General features: G+C 36.0%; 16 protein-coding genes and 1 pseudogene. 9 read left to right on the top strand and 8 right to left on the bottom strand.

Annotation, left to right across the window (positions count from 1 at the left end; all coding sequences use genetic code 11):
• The first annotated feature begins 78 nt into the window (after positions 1 to 78).
• The 4 genes from H4J65_RS08095 to H4J65_RS08110 all read left to right on the top strand — a co-directional run bounded on the left by H4J65_RS08095 (position 79) and on the right by H4J65_RS08110 (position 3,367).
• Positions 79 to 570 (top strand): NYN domain-containing protein, encoded by a 492-nt coding sequence (locus tag H4J65_RS08095; protein ID WP_182197362.1) that lies wholly within the window; start codon positions 79 to 81, stop codon positions 568 to 570.
• A gap of 189 nt (positions 571 to 759) precedes the next feature.
• Complete coding sequence (locus H4J65_RS08100) at positions 760 to 1,704, top strand: response regulator (RefSeq protein ID WP_182197364.1); 945 nt, start codon at positions 760 to 762, stop codon at positions 1,702 to 1,704.
• A gap of 1,116 nt (positions 1,705 to 2,820) precedes the next feature.
• Positions 2,821 to 3,027 (top strand): antitoxin Xre/MbcA/ParS toxin-binding domain-containing protein, encoded by a 207-nt coding sequence (locus H4J65_RS08105; protein WP_182197366.1) that lies wholly within the window; start codon positions 2,821 to 2,823, stop codon positions 3,025 to 3,027.
• Between the two features lie 10 nt (positions 3,028 to 3,037).
• The gene (locus tag H4J65_RS08110; RefSeq protein WP_182135790.1) at positions 3,038 to 3,367 is read left to right on the top strand and encodes a helix-turn-helix domain-containing protein; all 330 of its coding nucleotides are present in this window, start codon (positions 3,038 to 3,040) and stop codon (positions 3,365 to 3,367) included.
• A gap of 57 nt (positions 3,368 to 3,424) precedes the next feature.
• Here H4J65_RS08110 and H4J65_RS08115 read toward each other — a convergent pair whose 3' ends face one another.
• From H4J65_RS08115 to H4J65_RS08125, 3 genes are all read right to left on the bottom strand, one after another.
• Positions 3,425 to 3,841, bottom strand: a complete 417-nt coding sequence (locus H4J65_RS08115; RefSeq protein ID WP_182197368.1) for a peptide chain release factor-like protein — start codon at positions 3,839 to 3,841, stop codon at positions 3,425 to 3,427.
• Positions 3,842 to 3,858: 17 nt separating this feature from the next.
• The gene (locus H4J65_RS08120; RefSeq protein ID WP_182197370.1) at positions 3,859 to 4,146 is read right to left on the bottom strand and encodes a hypothetical protein; all 288 of its coding nucleotides are present in this window, start codon (positions 4,144 to 4,146) and stop codon (positions 3,859 to 3,861) included.
• Between the two features lie 304 nt (positions 4,147 to 4,450).
• The gene (locus H4J65_RS08125) at positions 4,451 to 5,467 is read right to left on the bottom strand and encodes a YafY family protein (protein ID WP_182135794.1); all 1,017 of its coding nucleotides are present in this window, start codon (positions 5,465 to 5,467) and stop codon (positions 4,451 to 4,453) included.
• A gap of 179 nt (positions 5,468 to 5,646) precedes the next feature.
• On the opposite strand from H4J65_RS08125, the gene H4J65_RS08130 reads away from it, so the two are divergent.
• Entirely contained in the window at positions 5,647 to 7,071 is a 1,425-nt protein-coding gene (locus H4J65_RS08130) for a leucine-rich repeat protein (protein WP_182197372.1), read from the top strand.
• A 757-nt stretch (positions 7,072 to 7,828) separates the two neighbouring features.
• Here H4J65_RS08130 and H4J65_RS08135 read toward each other — a convergent pair.
• Positions 7,829 to 9,112 (bottom strand): tyrosine-type recombinase/integrase, encoded by a 1,284-nt coding sequence (locus H4J65_RS08135; protein ID WP_182197374.1) that lies wholly within the window; start codon positions 9,110 to 9,112, stop codon positions 7,829 to 7,831.
• A 601-nt stretch (positions 9,113 to 9,713) separates the two neighbouring features.
• Between H4J65_RS08135 and H4J65_RS08140 the strand changes: the two genes are divergently transcribed.
• Entirely contained in the window at positions 9,714 to 9,929 is a 216-nt protein-coding gene (locus H4J65_RS08140; RefSeq protein WP_182197377.1) for a hypothetical protein, read from the top strand.
• Positions 9,930 to 9,944: 15 nt separating this feature from the next.
• Here H4J65_RS08140 and H4J65_RS08145 read toward each other — a convergent pair whose 3' ends face one another.
• Positions 9,945 to 10,271, bottom strand: coding sequence for a helix-turn-helix domain-containing protein (locus tag H4J65_RS08145; RefSeq protein ID WP_182197379.1), 327 nt, complete (start codon positions 10,269 to 10,271; stop codon positions 9,945 to 9,947).
• A 699-nt stretch (positions 10,272 to 10,970) separates the two neighbouring features.
• On the opposite strand from H4J65_RS08145, the gene H4J65_RS08150 reads away from it, so the two are divergent.
• Positions 10,971 to 11,270 (top strand): MbcA/ParS/Xre antitoxin family protein, encoded by a 300-nt coding sequence (locus tag H4J65_RS08150; protein ID WP_182197381.1) that lies wholly within the window; start codon positions 10,971 to 10,973, stop codon positions 11,268 to 11,270.
• A 49-nt stretch (positions 11,271 to 11,319) separates the two neighbouring features.
• Here H4J65_RS08150 and H4J65_RS08155 read toward each other — a convergent pair.
• The 3 genes and pseudogenes from H4J65_RS08155 to H4J65_RS08165 all read right to left on the bottom strand — a co-directional run.
• A pseudogene (locus H4J65_RS08155) lies at positions 11,320 to 11,475 on the bottom strand (RHS repeat-associated core domain-containing protein); the annotation flags it as partial.
• 239 nt (positions 11,476 to 11,714) lie between these two features.
• Positions 11,715 to 13,136, bottom strand: a complete 1,422-nt coding sequence (locus tag H4J65_RS08160; RefSeq protein ID WP_220465109.1) for a Fic family protein — start codon at positions 13,134 to 13,136, stop codon at positions 11,715 to 11,717.
• Positions 13,137 to 13,377: 241 nt separating this feature from the next.
• Positions 13,378 to 13,587 carry a tyrosine-type recombinase/integrase gene (locus tag H4J65_RS08165; protein WP_182197447.1) on the bottom strand — a complete coding sequence of 70 codons (210 nt, stop codon included), beginning with the start codon at positions 13,585 to 13,587 and terminating at the stop codon, positions 13,378 to 13,380.
• Between the two features lie 455 nt (positions 13,588 to 14,042).
• Between H4J65_RS08165 and H4J65_RS08170 the strand changes: the two genes are divergently transcribed.
• Together H4J65_RS08170 and H4J65_RS08175 are read left to right on the top strand one after the other, a co-directional pair.
• Positions 14,043 to 14,930: a hypothetical protein gene (locus H4J65_RS08170; RefSeq protein WP_182197385.1), complete on the top strand. Its 888-nt coding sequence runs from the start codon at positions 14,043 to 14,045 to the stop codon at positions 14,928 to 14,930.
• 215 nt (positions 14,931 to 15,145) lie between these two features.
• Positions 15,146 to 15,901: a hypothetical protein gene (locus H4J65_RS08175; protein WP_182197387.1), complete on the top strand. Its 756-nt coding sequence runs from the start codon at positions 15,146 to 15,148 to the stop codon at positions 15,899 to 15,901.
• Positions 15,902 to 16,819 lie beyond the last annotated feature (918 nt).

Here is a 16,819-nt window from a genome sequence, read left to right on the forward strand (position 1 = left end):
ACCAAGTACCATAATGAAATATAACGAATTTATTGAAATTAAGTCAAAATATAGCTTCATTTAGCAAAGAGGATTTTTATGCAAAATAGCGACCAATTACCGAGAATTGCCATATTTGTTGATGTACAAAATATTTATTACACCACACGAGATACTTTTCAACAGCAATTTAATTATCGCGCGTTTTGGCAAGAAATCAGCCAACAAGGTGATATTGTTTTGGCAAATGCTTACGCGATACAACGCAGTGACGACCAACAGCATAAATTTCAAAAAGCCTTAAAACATATAGGCTTTGATGTAAAACTCAAACCTTTTATTCAGCGTCGCGACGGCTCTGCAAAAGGTGATTGGGATGTCGGCATCGCCATTGACGTGATGGAAGCAGCAGCCGAAGTTGATATCGTTATATTACTTTCAGGTGATGGTGATTTTGATTTGTTGCTGAAAAAGATCATGTTACGCGACGGCGTAAAAACCCATGTTTATGGCGTCACAGCGCTAACCGCACAGTCATTAATTAATGCGGCGAGCGAATTTTTCCCTATTGATCGCAAGCTATTGTTGTAGTTAATGTTATGGGTAGCCAACTTGGCAATATTAAGTGTATGCTAAGAGAGCAATTACACAGAGTGCAAATAAATACTCTTCAATGCCGCGTAAGTTAAGTGCCAACTTTAGCTAAATTCTCAATTCAGGGTTGAGCTGAGAAAGACACTGGCCGGTCGATTTAAAAATAATGATACAAAAGGAACAAGTATGTCAGTAGAAGCATTACATAAAGTGATTTTATACCCATTTATTAACGAGTCACTTGCCAGTTTAAAAGCGATGACAAATCTTATTGGCGAGGCTGGTGAGGCTTTTGTCGACAGCGTTGATGATTTTCGTTTTAAAGGTTACGCGGTATGTTCTGAAGTCACTGGTGGCTTAGATGGGGTTATCATGATGCACCATTATCCAGAAACGGCTATCGCGATAGGTAACTCAGTTTGTGAACATATGTTTGAAGAAAAATATCAATATACTGAAATTAATGAAGAGTTAAGTCATGCCTTAGCCGAATGGGGTAATACTATTGTGGGTCGCTCAACCGACTTACATAGCCGTTACAGCTTAGATTATAAGTTTTCTAGCCCGTACTTTGTTCACAATGTAAATGATATGGAAAAATACTTAGCGGGTGTTACCGAGGTTATCACCGTGCCAATCACTATCGAAGGTGCTGGTCGTTATTATTTTAATCTCTTGATCCGCAATGTTGAATATCAAACTATCGGTATTAAACGAGAAGCCAGTACCGGTATTAGTAATCCTCACACCCAAACATTACCGCTAGACAGTAAAATACTTTTAGTTGATGACAGTGGCATGATCCGTAAAGCACTAAGACGTTATTTATTACAGCTTGGTTATAGCAATATTATTGAAGCTGAAGATGGTTCGGTTGCCGTGACTATGGTGCGGGATCACAAGCCTGACTTTCTATTTCTAGATGTGGTTATGGCGCAAATGAATGGTGACCTAGCATTAGCAAAAATAAGAGCTGATGGCAGTAAGGTGCCTGTGGTTATGTTATCTTCAATAACAGACCAAGTGTTGATTAAACGTTGTGAAAGCGAAGGTATCTCTGGCTTTATTTTTAAACCAATCAACGCTGATAATGGTGCAGAAATTATTAAGCAATACTTAAAAATAGCTTAACTAGCGCCCCGTTGATAATAATGTCCACTGGTTTATCAACAACGTTTTGAACGTCATAGGTTACAAATGACATGACTTATTCACGGTTACTTTTTTAATTGTAAGCTAATACTGTTAATAAAAAAAGAACGCTACTTTGCGCTTGTGGTGTCTTTTTCTAGCATCACGCCAATAACATTTAGATGAGGATGGCAAATTATTTTTCCATCCTTCTCGTGCAATTTTAATTTTTTAAAAATCAGAGTACAGAGACAAAATTCTTTAGTAGAGATAGTAGAGAGTTTGTTTATCACCACCTACCAAACTACTAGCTAAAGATATCAATTGGTATTGGTCGTAGTTGCTTGCTACTTATTATCTTTTCTTTGCTCGCGTATTAATTTTAGCATGAAATTCAACTCACTCGGAGACGGAGTATTCATCGCGCTCTATCAAAGTAAATATAACCCAAGTAAATATAACCCAAGTAAAAGTTTTTACAGCCACCTTCATTAATGAGCACGCTGTTGGCAAGTATGAGGAAAATTAAACACTTTATAAAAGTGCATTCAAACTCGTTGCGAAGTTAGCCATCCCACAGTTCCAACTCAATCCTTATTCATACAAACCGACCGCGTAATCATTTGTCATACAGCCCATTACAAATACTGTATTGACGGATTTTAGGTTGCTAAAAGTACAAATACACGCAAGTGTAGGTGTACCTTTTCATCGGTGCCGCAACCCGTTACAGTAATAAATCGATCCTAGCGATAGACATAATAACTAGGGTTACTGGCACACACTTAATGGGGGGCAAAACATGACAAGCCTTTACCCTATTCATGGAGGGTATACCATCGTAAAGAATATTTAAGCTTCAGCTGGGCAATGGCTGCCCCAGTAACCATTGCTTACTCCTATCACAATAAAATACCTGTCAGTATCACTACTACGCCTAAGTATGCTTGTTACCTAGATATATTTCACAGCATTGCCCCGCGCAACTTCCCAGTGCAGTTGCCTGCGTTATTTTTCCTGCGACATAATTTGTCGTGCCATCTTATTAATCTATGAACTCAAATGGTTTTATACTTGGTTGTTAGTCTAGAGCATGGTGCTTAAAAGGTAATTATTATGAAAAATGATACAGAAAGGCTTGCCGCAATAACCAAAGCAGCACAAGCGTTCTTTGTTAATGACAATAAAGCCGCTAAGCGTTGGTTAAATTATCCAGTTCGCGGCCTTGATAACAAGCGGCCTATCGATATGATTAATACCGACGAAAATGCTAGCATTGTCTTAAATTTAATTGGTTGCTTAGACCATGGGATGTTTGTCTGAGGGAGTTAAAATGAACACTGAAATCGATATTGAAACGCTAAAAAAGAACCCTGAGATCTATCGGGACACTGTTCAGTTGGTGAAGCGTCCTGATGGTCTATTCTGCAAACACCCATCAGACTTCTTTAATCGTAATTACTTGAAGCACGTTAGCTCTATGACAAACGAAGAGGTTGCTGAGAATTTAGGGATTACACCTAAGCACTTATCTAACTTCCTTAATGAAAAAGTAAATATTGATCCCCACTTTGCCGTTAGATTAGCAAGAGCTACAGGCTTCTGTGTGGGAACTTGGTTAGAAGCACAGCGTAAGTTCGATACTTACCACTCAGCTAAATAACAAGCACAAAAAAGGTCAGCTATCATGGCTAACCTGTTCGCCTCTTTGGGAAAGTGCTCAAGGCCAATTAGAATCGTTGTCGTCATACCTTGTGATGGCAGGAACAAGCACATCAAGCAATGCCCAGTTTTTATCGCTTGTTACATCATCGTCGGTCAGTATATCAATGATCTTTATGACTTCGTCGTATTGCTCCCTAGAGGTTATGCCGTCCACGGGATGAAACCGTAATTCAGCTTGTAGCTCCTGGCCTAAACGCATTATTTTTTCAGTGTTCATAGTGCCCCCCTGCTTAGCCAATTCTATTTCTAACCGTTCCATTGCAATAACTTTGTTAGCGTATTGAGACTTTTTATTGTGAGAGGAAACCGTTATACCTGTTGCTCTATGCGTGATTTCAACACCAGTTTCAACACTGCCAATATGCGAGTGTTCACCTTTACAAATGCTAATATCTAAATCACTCTCATTCATACTGAATCCCTTGGCCTTTAATAATAAATACCTGAACCACTCCCATCTAAAGTAAGCTCTTTTCCATTAGCATCGATGAATTTAATAGGGGCTTTGAGTAGAATAAAAATAGCAACAACATCACAAGGGTATACAGCCAATTTACCCTCTATCTTGCCCACCGTACTCCCAAGCATCATGTCATGAAAACTTCTCAAGATAGCTTTGGCTTCATTTGGCTCATACACTCTTTTAATTTCAGCTTCTAAGGCTGGGATAGGTACATCAGAGATATAATCTTTTTTAGATGATTGGAATGTAAGCATTTTTGTTATTACTCGCTAAAGGCTATTTCAATGAACCGTACAGTTCTTACAAAAAAAGCTAACCACCACAGTCAACCCTTTTTCCTTTTCAGGTCTAAGCTACCCTGTTTGGGCAGTGTTCAAGACCTCATATAACCATCTCAAGATATCAATCAGTAGCGACAAAATAGGTCGCTAAATATATTTCATACCAGGCCCTTATGAGAGGAAGACGGCTACACTCACTATTCACCTGTACGAGCGAGAACAACGGTAAATAAGTTTGTTACCGCTATAGCACGCTAGGGTTAATGAACCCGCATGTTCAACTAATAACATATTCTTCCTGAGGCTCGTCTAGGTCATAGTTTTCAATGGACTTTAACAAACGACGGATCACCCTAGACTTGAGCTGCAAGGGTTCTATAATTTGAATATCTTGAGATTGACTTAAAATCCAATTTTCAAGTTCCAAAGTGTGTAGCAAAGAGATAGTGACCGTATCCCAAGTGTCATCATCGCTTTCAATTTCTTGGGAAGCGTTTACTTCACTTTCATTAAGCAAACGCTTTGCATACCCTCTTACCCGCATTTTCACAACGACTTTTTCACCATTAACAACCACGTCTAAACTATTCTTTTTAAGATAATCCTTGGCATTAAAATCGCTTTCAAACGTTTCATTTAATAATATTGCATTTCTTACACGGTGAACTAATAAATGCCGCGGTTCGTCATATTGGTAAAAATAGCAAACTAGCACTAATTTTGTGTCACGCACGATCAAACCTAGTGGAGTTATGGTGTGAACTTTAACTGACTTGCCATAACAAATATCAAGTTTACGTTGCTCTAATAAACCTTGTGATATTGTCGATTGAATATTTTCATCAGAAATAACAGGTGAAAGATATAATCCATGAGGCAAACTAGCCACTTTATTTGGCCAAGTACTTATTCTAGCCGCGCTATTTAGCACATCTGCTGACTTCTTAAAAACAGCATCTAATTGCTGATATACAGATAGCGGTAAATGATTTTTTAAATGTCGCTCTACTAGGTGCAAAGACAAAGCTTCCTCGGCTGAAATAGCCGGTAAAAATGCCTGGGCATTATCTTTAGCATAAGACCACTTAAACCCTTCAGGTGAGTCAATACTTATCAAACTAAATACGTCACCTAACTCGACTAGATCACGTTCAACAGTGCGTTTACTGACTGAAAAACCTCTACAATCGAGCGCAGTTAACAGTCGTTTAGCGGTTGTCCAACGTGGATAAACAGGAATTAACTGCATCATACTCATAACACGAACAAGGGTTTTTGATTTAGCTGTGGGCATATAAATGTCTTATCAATACTTGGTTATTATTATCTTTTGGCAAAGACTAGGGTAAACGTTGCGACATATTACGTCGCAATATTTTCTTATTCTATGCCCCTAAGAAGAAAATTAGCAACTTTACTTTCCAAGTTACGCATCACTCCTTTACTGTTTAAATATGGACAAAGTTAAATACTATGACACCGCAACAACTTCAAACTATTCAATTATCAGAAAAGTTAAGTGCTTTAGAAGCGAGTAACACCATTTACTTAGATTTATCAGCATTATATGACCGACCTTTACATGTTCATACTAAGTTAGTTGAACATTTACCCGATAACCTTATTAATTTTATCAACCTTGAACATTTAGTGTTAACGGGCTTTTATAGTTTAAGGTCATTATCAGTTTTATTTAGTTTAACGAAATTAAAAACCCTAGAGTTAAGTTTATGTGATGCGTTAGGTAATGAAATTGACATACAGTGGCTGAAAAAAATAGCGGTTTTATCGTTAAAAGTTTGTTGTTACTCCCCTGCAAAACCAATAACGCACTTTGAGCAGTTAACACAAATAGGAAAGCTAACAAACCTGACAAAACTAACTATATATGACCTTACTCAGTTAGTTTCGCTCTCAGGCATTGAAAAATTAACGAATTTAACTGAGCTTTCGATTCGAAGTTGCTATGGGCTAGTCTGTATAGACGCAATAACAACTCTGCCAAATTTAACCAAGTTAGAGTTACTAGATTGTGATTCATTAAGTAAGTTAGACGGCTTGATCTTATTACAAAAAATCAGCTACTTATGGCTATGTTTACCACGTTATTCAGGTTCATATAAAGAAATAACTCAGCTAATAAATCTAGAAACATTAGAGATAGACGGTAAAGTATGTAAACAACTTACTTCATTAAATGATTTTTATAAATTAAAAAAACTACAAAGGTTAAGCTTATTGGGAGGTTCGAAATTATTGTCACTTAATGGTATCGAAAATTTACTCATGCTTACTGAATTAACAATTAATGGCTGCCATCAACTTAAAAATATTGAAGCATTAAGCTCGCTCGATAAGTTAGCTGAATTAGCAATTTATGATTGCCCTCAACTCAAAGATATTAAAGTACTAAATTCACTCAATAAATTGACAGAATTAAATATTATAGAGTGTAATGCTATTGATAATATTGATTTTGCACAGTGGCAAGTACCTGAATGCTTGAAAAAATTAACACTTTATCATTCGGGTAACTTACATTTATTTAATATAGTTAAGCTAATAAACCTAACGACACTAATCCTGATCGGGAAAAGCAGAGAAAATAAAACAACATGGTGTTCAATCGAAGATATTGGCGAATTACTCTCGGTGCAAGAGCTACTTCTCGCTAGAAGTATCACCATACATTCATTAAAACCTTTAAAGAAGTTATCAAAATTGACCACGTTAAACCTTGCAGACCGTCAAATAGTTTTAGTAGCTGATACAAAGACATTGCAGCTGCAATATTTAGAATATATTCATTTAACTGGTTGTGAGCAATTAGAAAACATTAATGTGCAAAACCTCTTGCCCAAATTAATTAAAGTACCAATAGATCATGAGGGCCAGTAACCATAACGCCTGAACTAAATAATATCGCTGCATTGTACAAAAATGCGTTTGTGATCGCTAAATAAAGGGATATTTTGATACTTTTTTAGTGCCCGGACAAATAAAAGTGTATTTAACAAGTGCTAAAACCTAAATATCGTCACGTTCAATTTTCATGTCGATGAAATCGACATAGTGAGTGTTTTACCTATTTTCTTCATTAGGCTCACTAGCTACAACCTACATTAGCAAATAAGAAAAATTAGGCATAAAAAAACCTCGAATAACGAGGCTTTAATTACTGCGTAGTGCAAGTACAGGTACATCAAAACACTATTCTATATTCTGGATCTAACCTGTGATTAGAAGAAATAATGGTATATTTTCCAATTATTTATTGTGATGCATATAATAAGAAGTCACCATTTTGGTCATCAGATCGCAAATTTTAGCTGCAAGTTCTCGTCACTTACTCAATATCTATACTAATACAAATATAGATGAATTGTCACGTGTTAAGTCTAATTTTTGATTAGGTATGAGTTTATAATAGCTGTGATTTATTAATGTGATAGCGATGAAAATTGAATGTTCTAGATCTCATCTCATGCTTCGTTATAATCGAAGTTGATTATAGTGATTGATGTGAATTGGTAAATGTTCTAATTAGAAATGTAGAAGTTTGTTGTTTAGTTTATTTATCTCTACATTCTAAATAGCAAAATCTGAATTTTGCTATTTTTAAGCAGTCTCCATTTACTGCCTAATAATGACCTGTTTAAGCTGCCTTTAGCAATTCAATATACTCTTTAAATTGTTCAAGTTGTGAATGAAGATTTGCTAACGGTAAAATAATTTCAGCCATTAACTCATACACTACCTTACGCTGACTTTGACGATTTGATAGATCATAAATTTTAAGGCGTCTCCTCTTTTTATGATTCAAGCAACGCTCTGTAACCTCTTGAGAAATTTCGTTATCATTTGCGCTACTAGTGAAGGTACGTCTTAAGTCATGGATCCAGAACTTACGTACTCCGACCTTTCCTAGCGGGTTGTTAAAGTGAACCGTTCTAGTTTTGTATTCTTCAAAAAACTTCTTAAGCATCGCATTTAAAGTACTTTCTGACAAATGACCAGATTTTGACTTACGCTTTGTCGGGAATATAAAAGGATTTGATCCAACTGATAATACCCTAAGCGTGTAAAAAAGTGGCATAACAGCATCTGGCACATCCAAAGTCAGTTGCTCCTCTCCCATTTTAGTTGGCTTGACAATCCACTCTTGGCGTTCAAAATTAAAATCATCCCATTTTGAACTAAGTAGTTCTGATTTTCTAAAACCAAAAATCAAGTAAAGCACTAATGCAATTTGGCTAGAAATTGGTGCCTGTTTAGGGTATTCCTGCAAGACTTTAAATATATTTTTAATTTCAACTTCTGTTAAATATATTTGCCGTTCAGAAGGGTAACCACCTGCGTGTTTCTCAACATTCAAATGAGAAGCAACATGTTCAACAACAAGATTGTGTAACGATGCATAGTTAAATACGCCTCGTAAAAAATAGAGTGCTTTTATAGCAATGCTTTTTCTACCGCTTTTTACAATAGATATGAGTAATCTTTCCAAATGCAACCTAGTGATATCTTTGAGTAACAATTCACCCAGTATCGGCTTAATTTCACGTTGATAGATTTGTTGCTCTTTTTTATATTCACAAGTGTGATTGTTTATATACTCATGTACGAGCTGATCTAAAGCCTCAATAGATGTATGAGTTCTTTCTAGAGGATTCTGTTCTGCGGCTAGTGCTCGCTGAAACTCTATAGATTTGGTCATTGCTTGTTCATAATCCATAAAATATGGATTATGAACACCATAAACACCTATCTTTTTTTCAATTCTTTTCTTTTGAAGTTGAAAACGTACCTTCCAAACAGCTTTAACTTTACTTGTAACAAGTAAATATATGTTGGGAGCAACATAATATTTTCCTGGCTTTCCTTTAGTAACTTTCTTCTTAAGGTTTTTTTCAGTAAAAATCTCTCTTTTTTTAACCATGACATACCGCTTCGTTATCAATCATCGTGAGGTATGAGAACATATTAAAATTTAGATGGCTAATAGCATCCTAGTATATTTAACACTCTGTTATTAAACGATTTAATACTATATTAGGTGTTGTGAATATAACTCTAAAAATATATGCATTAAATACATTTAACAAAGTAGCTTCATCAAAGATAAGCTTTTGATGTTTACCACCAGAGAATACACGCTCTAATGCACTAGAAATACTTGCGAATGTTAAATTTTCAGTTTTATCGACGCCCAAAACTTTAGGCGATTCTTGGTCAAATCTTATGAATAAATCACGAGTTATGTTGGGAGCAAAGGCAAACTCTGCACTTGAACCTGACTTAAATTTATAAGACCAAAACTTGTTAGTATTAGCTTTTTATGGAGCTGAACAATTGAGTCGTGTTTAGATAAGAAATTATCATAATAAATATTGAACTGATATATATATTTTGAGTTAGACTTAGCTGTATTTTTACGGACGTTTTCCTAAAAATTCACATGAATTCACAGGTCATATGTGAAAGCTTAAAATTTAAGCTTTTTTTCGAACGTCAGGTGTTTATTGCTAAAAGGCGGTGTTATGGATATCGAAAAACTAATACGTTTAGGCCATGAAATCCAAGCTGAGCTACAGCTTAGTTTCGAGAACGGCATAACCAATCAAGAGCAGTACGATGAAGTGCTTAAACTCGTAGATATACTTGCTGACGACGACATAAGCTATAATAAGAACTGGGCACTGCTAGATGTGCTTACACCACTAATTGAGCGCTATGACGACAATGAGGCTAATTGACCTAATAATATCGACTCAGCTTGTTTGGTAGGCATTGAACTTGTGCTGTAGTTCTAACCACGTATCAGCACAGAAATCAGTATTTTTGGCGAGCTTAGCTGCGAGGTCAGGCTCGACATTTACTTTTTCATTAAGGAAGTTAGATAAGTGCTTAGGTGTTATCCCTAAATTCTCAGCAACCTCTTCATTTGTCATAGAGCCAACGTGCTTCAAGTAATTACGATTAAAGAAGTCTGATGGGTGCTTGCAGAATAGACCATCAGGACGCTTCACCAACTGAATTGTGTCCCGATAGATCTCAGGGTTATTTTTTAGCGTTTTAATATCGATTTCAGTGTTCATTTAAACTCCCTCAGAGAAACATCCCGTGGTCTAGGCAACCAATTCTAGCATTGTCGTCAGTATTAATCATATCGATAGACCGCTTTTCATCAGCGGTTAGCTGCTTCGTCATAGCCTTTGAATAACTCAAGCGCTGCTTTGGTTATCGCTCCAAGTCTATCTTTTTCATCACTCATAAGCCCAGGTATTCAGACCATTACCCCCCATTGAAGTTGCTAATATGTGGATTTTGAGCAATTTTGACTATTTCACTAGAAAAAGTCACACACAAATAAACAGTACTGGTACAAGATTTTCTATGGCGCATTGTGGCACTTAGTGAGATAGGATTTATAGTAACTTTGTGCCAAGGGAACATTAGCACTAATAAATATTAGTGCTAAAAAATAAACCGATTTTGGGGTTTGGTTAATCGTCACTTATGCCACAAAGTGACCATAAAAAAAAGGACGATAATTTCGACCTTTTTAGTAATTCCGGTATGAATCTTTATTCACTCAGTATGATACTTGGTATGAGACTTTATTACTCTTCCACAATTATAGAGTCAGCCAAAATACTAATTGCAACCGGTATGATAAAATCTAAAGTTGCAAACAACTCGGAATAGGTGAAGCCACACTCTACCGTAAGTTAAAAAGTGCCTAAATAAGCCCTTAACCTCCCTTTTTTACTGAAATTATTTTAGTAGGATGCAATATGATTAATAACGAAGAAGTGGTATTAAAAGCATTCTTAAGAGTTTGCTCCTTGCTGAACATAGATAATGATACCCAAGTCAAAATAACATCAACTACCGAAGAAAACGGTGATCCTCGTTTAATATTTTTGAAAATATTTAAGTTGGTTTACTTAATAGGGAACGACGATGCATTTGTTAAACACTGGTTTGTGACAGAAAATAATGCGTTTGGTGAGGCGCCAATTGAGATGTGTAAAAGCTCTGATGGCCTAATCTCCGTCCTTGATTACCTTAATAAAATGACACGCAGACGATAACAATGAATCAATTGCCCCCTGGAATCAGACTTCCTGTCATCGTTTCTTCTTTAGCCATATACCCAGTCGGATCTGTACCGCTTAAAGGATTATTCATAATGTACGAATAAGGATTTATGGACTGACTGTTACTAGGCGCTTGTATGAAAAGGTCTACTGACAAGAAACGTCCAAGGTTATAATCATACACCCGCCCGTTCATATGAAAGGGAAGCTCTAAAATTAAAACCTCAACAGAGGATATAAACTTTTAAAGAACAATTGGTTAACACTAACTTTAAAAGTTAATATTAATCACATAGTGTTAATGATCTAAACAATTTAAAAGAGGAATTACATAAGGGTATATCGACAGGTATTACATAAGACTATTAACCGCAAACCCTGCTTTCACGCGCAGCATTGAGCATCCTTCCTAACTAGTGAGCTAGAGCTAAAATTGTTTTAGTTAGCGCTTTTCCACTCAATAAATATTCTTTCTGTGATGCCTAACCCAATAATTGAGCCTTCATGCAGTTGTGCAAGGTCACTGAGTGTCATACTGATAAACTTATCTTCTGATGGAATATTATTATCTATACAGTATTGCTCAAGATATCGAGTAGCCGTAGCCTCATCAAGTTTTTGGCGAATAATATGGCCCATCGCAATTTTTCTATCGGCTCGATATTGTATTCGGTAAGTATCTATTTCACCCAATGACTCAGTTACAACATCATACTGCTCACATGAGCGTAAATATGCCCATTCAAAAAGCTCAAGCGCAGGCCCAACCTGGTTTGTCTCGTAGAAATACAACAAAGACTTAAAGTAGTCTTCTTGGGGGACATCAATAAAACTCAGAGGACACAAATTATGCTGAATAAATGGAATATTACACGACAGTCGAGCAGTGCGTTTATTTACGTCTTCAAAGGCTTGTAAGTACGAAAGGTGTATCAATAAAAAAAAGCTCTTTTCAAATGGATCTTCAATTTTATCCGCTTTACGTAGGATAAGTGATAAGTATTCTTCTAATTGGTGAGGGTTGCTCATAGGCGTATAGGCTGACTGGCTAATACCCACTTCTATTTCTCTAATCTTCCCACAAGCCTTTGGGTTTGCTAGCAAATCTTGTGATAACAATGAGTGAATATTTCTGATTGTAAATGGGATAAGTACAATTTCTTCTGCATTTTCAATTAAGAATTCTATCGCTTCCTTGTGATTCATTATCATCACAGTTTCTTTGTGAACTTTACCTTCAGCCGTTAAACCTTGCTCTATCAGCTTTTGCGTATCGAGTTTTGAATACGTATTTCCTTCTAATCGACTAGAGTTATAGGATAAGTCAATCAGTAATCTCTGACTGATTTTTTTAGCGTATGTACCTGCGGCAAACTGTTCATTAAACCGCTTGCCAGCTTCATACAATCGAACTCTCATTGTCTCAGGCACATACTGAGTTTGATTAGGAATATAGTTATCGATTAACGCAAATTGGTAACTCGATCTTTTTCGAGCATAAGAAGGTGTATCTAAATAACCCAATAAGGACATCGCATCACTCGAAAAGATAGGGTTTTTGTCCTTATCTTCGCTTTTTGTCCTTACATTTTCCCCATAAGTGTCCTCAACCTGTTCCTTAGGGACACTTTTAAGTTCATTTATGTCCTTATCGACATAGTACTTAGTATGGCTTTTCTCCCCATCAGATAACAGCAACCCTTCTTCAACCATAGACCATATGCGTCTTTGCAAGGTTTTCTTGTTAATAGAGAGAGGAAGTGTTTTCTCTATTTCGCCTAGCCTCATAGGCTCACCTATTTCAGCAATATGGGCTAAAATTGATGATTTTTCTTGTTCAAGAAGTGCTTTTTTACTCATAACTTAAGGACAAAATTAATAAAACTGTCCTTATGGTACGCATGTTAAGGACAAAAATCAAATCCTTAAGGACAAAGTCAGCGTCCTAAAGGACAAAAATAGTGATTTAAAGGACATTTTAATACATGTTTTGTCCTTAAAAGATAAAAACAGACAAGTTAAGGACAGTTTTATATTTTTCTGTCCTTAAGAAGAAAAAACAACTTAAGATGTAGGGGGGAATAATCCGCTAAGTCTTAGTTTAATCACTAGGCGGATTTCTAATAGGATGACTACGTGGAATATATAAATTGGGATTCTGCACCGCAGGATGATATTTCTGATAATCCTCACTCATCTTCTTGACTGCAATATGCGTATAGCTTTGCGTAGTGACCACGCTAGCATGACCCAGTATCTTTTGAGTCGTTAATAAGTCAGCGCCATTATCAAGTAACGTTGTGGCTGTGATTTGAAAGTTCTGACTGAGCGGAGTTCGCTCTAACCTGACATTAAGCTTTTCATTTTGTTACGTCAACTTTGAGCTTGAAGCGGACGTTAGGATTAACAAGTTGCTAATTTCCGTTCTACGCACCAAGAAGACGGTAGATGTTGTAATTTATACGTGATTTTTGATGTTTTAAGAAAAGAAAAATATGGAGATTAGATCATAGTATCGTGCCTGCATATAAATTAGTACGAACTACGATTAATACTATCATCATTATAATTTCAAAAATTACAGTCAGTTAACAGTACAGGTAAGTTTGATAAATTTATTTTAGTTTATTATAGATGGCTTGATAAGTTAAGCCTACGAATGACGCACTGGCTATATATTAATATATATATTAATAAAGTGATTGACTATTTAGCATCTAATGCTAATCTATGTACAACCTAAACATTAAAAATAACATTAACAAAATGGCTAGCAATAAACTGATAAAGCATAAAGCATTAACCGATATTGATATTATAAAGGAAGCAAAAGAGCTTCAAAAATCTCATTTAATATTAGGCGATTGGATGATCAACGGTATTAGTCATGCGGACGAAAACACAAGTGAACCTGAAGAATTAATCCACTTACTCATCAGACAGCGAAATTTTGGAGTATTAGGGAAACTAATCGAAGGTGAAATGTTATCCGATGATTTTGAAACGATAAAGGATTACTGTTTATTAGAGGAGTTATACTCGACGAAACTACACTCAACATTTTTTCATCATGAAAATGCAATCATAGAAACCATCATGCTGGCCGCAAAAGCAAGATTAGAAATAGTAATGTCTGAAGGCGCTGATTTCAAAAAGATATATGACCTTGAAAACGATAACTTTGATATATCTGGAGAAATAGAACTAAACGAACTAGCCGCTATTGCAGATATGTCATTACAAAGCGTCCGAAATCATATATCCCAAGGTAAAGCGGGGTTTAATATCGAACAAAGACAAGGAAAATTCTATGTTTCTGTCGATGAAGCCAAACTTTGGTTAAAGCAACGAAATTCCTTTAAGCCAACAATCAACTTTATGGAAGTAGATTTTCGTGAACTTAAAGATGGAGTGTTACTAGTTCCCGTAGCTAAGGATGGAAGTTATTTCAACTCAGACTGTCGCATGGCAAAAGGCTATCAGGTAGGTGATAAAGGAAATGAAACTCACTTCAATGATTTTAATAGTGCCCGTGATCACTTAATGATGATGCCTCTTGCTAGATGGCGAAGACCGAATGCATCAAATAACTTTGGCATTGTTAGCGCGTCAGAGTGGAAATTCATACCAAAAGACAAAGTACTCACGAAATAAAGTCCATTTTAAAAGAAATTTTGATGGTATTAAGAGCAACAAAATTAGCTGGAGATTCACGCAGCGTTCTCAAACGTAAAATCAAAGCAGTCAAAAAATTAATTGGGCATTTGCAGTCAGAACACTTACCTTATTTTGTAATTAATAATGAGGAGTATCGCGTTATAACGTGTGGACATTGCTCACAGCGAATCAAACGAAACTAAAGGATTATCATGGAAAACAAACAATTAGCTCTTTTCAAAAAAAACATAGAAAATTATACGGGTAAATCTCCTTTCGATAGCTCGTTGCTTATAGCTACTCAAGGTGATATTGACGTTTACTTTTCTCCATTTGAGTACGTCAATACTGAAGCCAGAATAGTGTTAGTCGGCATTTCACCTGGGGCAACTCAAGCTCACAATGCAAATATTGCGGCACAAGCCTCTTTTATGAAAGGTTTACCGGACGAGAAAGTGTCACAGTTGGCAAAAGAAACTGCTAGCTTCAGCGGTGCTCTTCGCAAGAACCTAATAGCAATGTTAGATGAAGTAGGAGTAAATACTCGTTTAGGTATAATAAGCTGCTCTTCGTTATTTGATGAGAACAAACACTTATTACATAGCACATCTATTTTTAGATACCCTACCTTACTTAAGGGTAAGCCAATTAGTACAGCTAAGAATGGACTTCGTCTGGAAATTTTGAAAGATATGGTGACTTCTTGTTTCGACGATGAATGTAGACAACTTGATAGTAATGTTCTTTATATTCCTCTAGGGCAAGGAGTGGCAGACATTCTTTTGTCACTCGGCCAAAATGGGAAAATAAGAGAAGAAATGATACTTGCTGGTATGCCCCACCCGTCTGGTGCGAATGCTGAACGTATTAGTTATTTTTTAGGGCGTAAGGACAGGGAGAAACTTTCCACAAAAACCAACCCTGATAAAATAGATAATGCTAAAGCAGAATTATTAGCTAAAATTTAATTACGCTGTACTCAAAAATATTTTTCAAAGTGTTTAAAACAAATGAGAACAGACACAAAAGCAATGGGGAAACGTCTCAATTAAAGGAAAATTGATTCTTCCGGGTAAAACCTGATAGTTCTTGCGCACAAAAAAAGACAGGATTGCCCGTTCAATTTGAACTTAGCGAAAACACACGAAAATCAGTTCAAGTTTTAATTACAAATTATCAACTAAGCCATAACAACTATTTGTTTAAATTTTGAATTCATTCGTCAGCACATTTATCAACACGAAAGTATGGAATAATTGTTGATGCTTGGGTTTCCCATTATTTGCTTAGATCAAACTCAATACGGGACTCATACGATGAGAAGAACTAAACCTTCATTAATATACTAAAAAACTAAAAAACTAAAAACTTAAGAGCATGCAAACTATTGTTAGGTCATCGAAAGCTTGAAAGCACTGTCAGGTATTTAGGGATAAAGGTCGACGATTTTCTTGAGGGTTCAGAAAGTATAGATTCTTAGTAGATATGCCAATCTACACTTCATAAGTTTTTAATAGTTGATAATGTAAATATACAAGAAAGATTCTATCAAAAATATAATCGAACCACAGGGTTACCTCCTCTATCAAGAGATAAAAAGAAACAGCGTGAAGAAGCTTTATCTTCTCAAATAGAACGGAATAATAGGCATAAAAGCAAAGTATCTAACAGTTATATTAAAACTGATGCACAACCTAGTTCAAATACTCGCCGTCCAAATTTATTGGGGTTGTATGAAGGTTGTCGAGTTATACATCTATCAAGATATAGCTTAGGTGAAGGGGTTTTAACAAAGATGCATGATAATGGCTATGTAGATGTAGACTTTGGCGATGTTAGCTTTTCTGGTGTGTCAGCTAACAACTTTAGGAAAAATTAACTAAATT

The organism is Colwellia sp. MB02u-9, from assembly GCF_014077085.1.
GTDB lineage: Bacteria > Pseudomonadota > Gammaproteobacteria > Enterobacterales > Alteromonadaceae > Cognaticolwellia.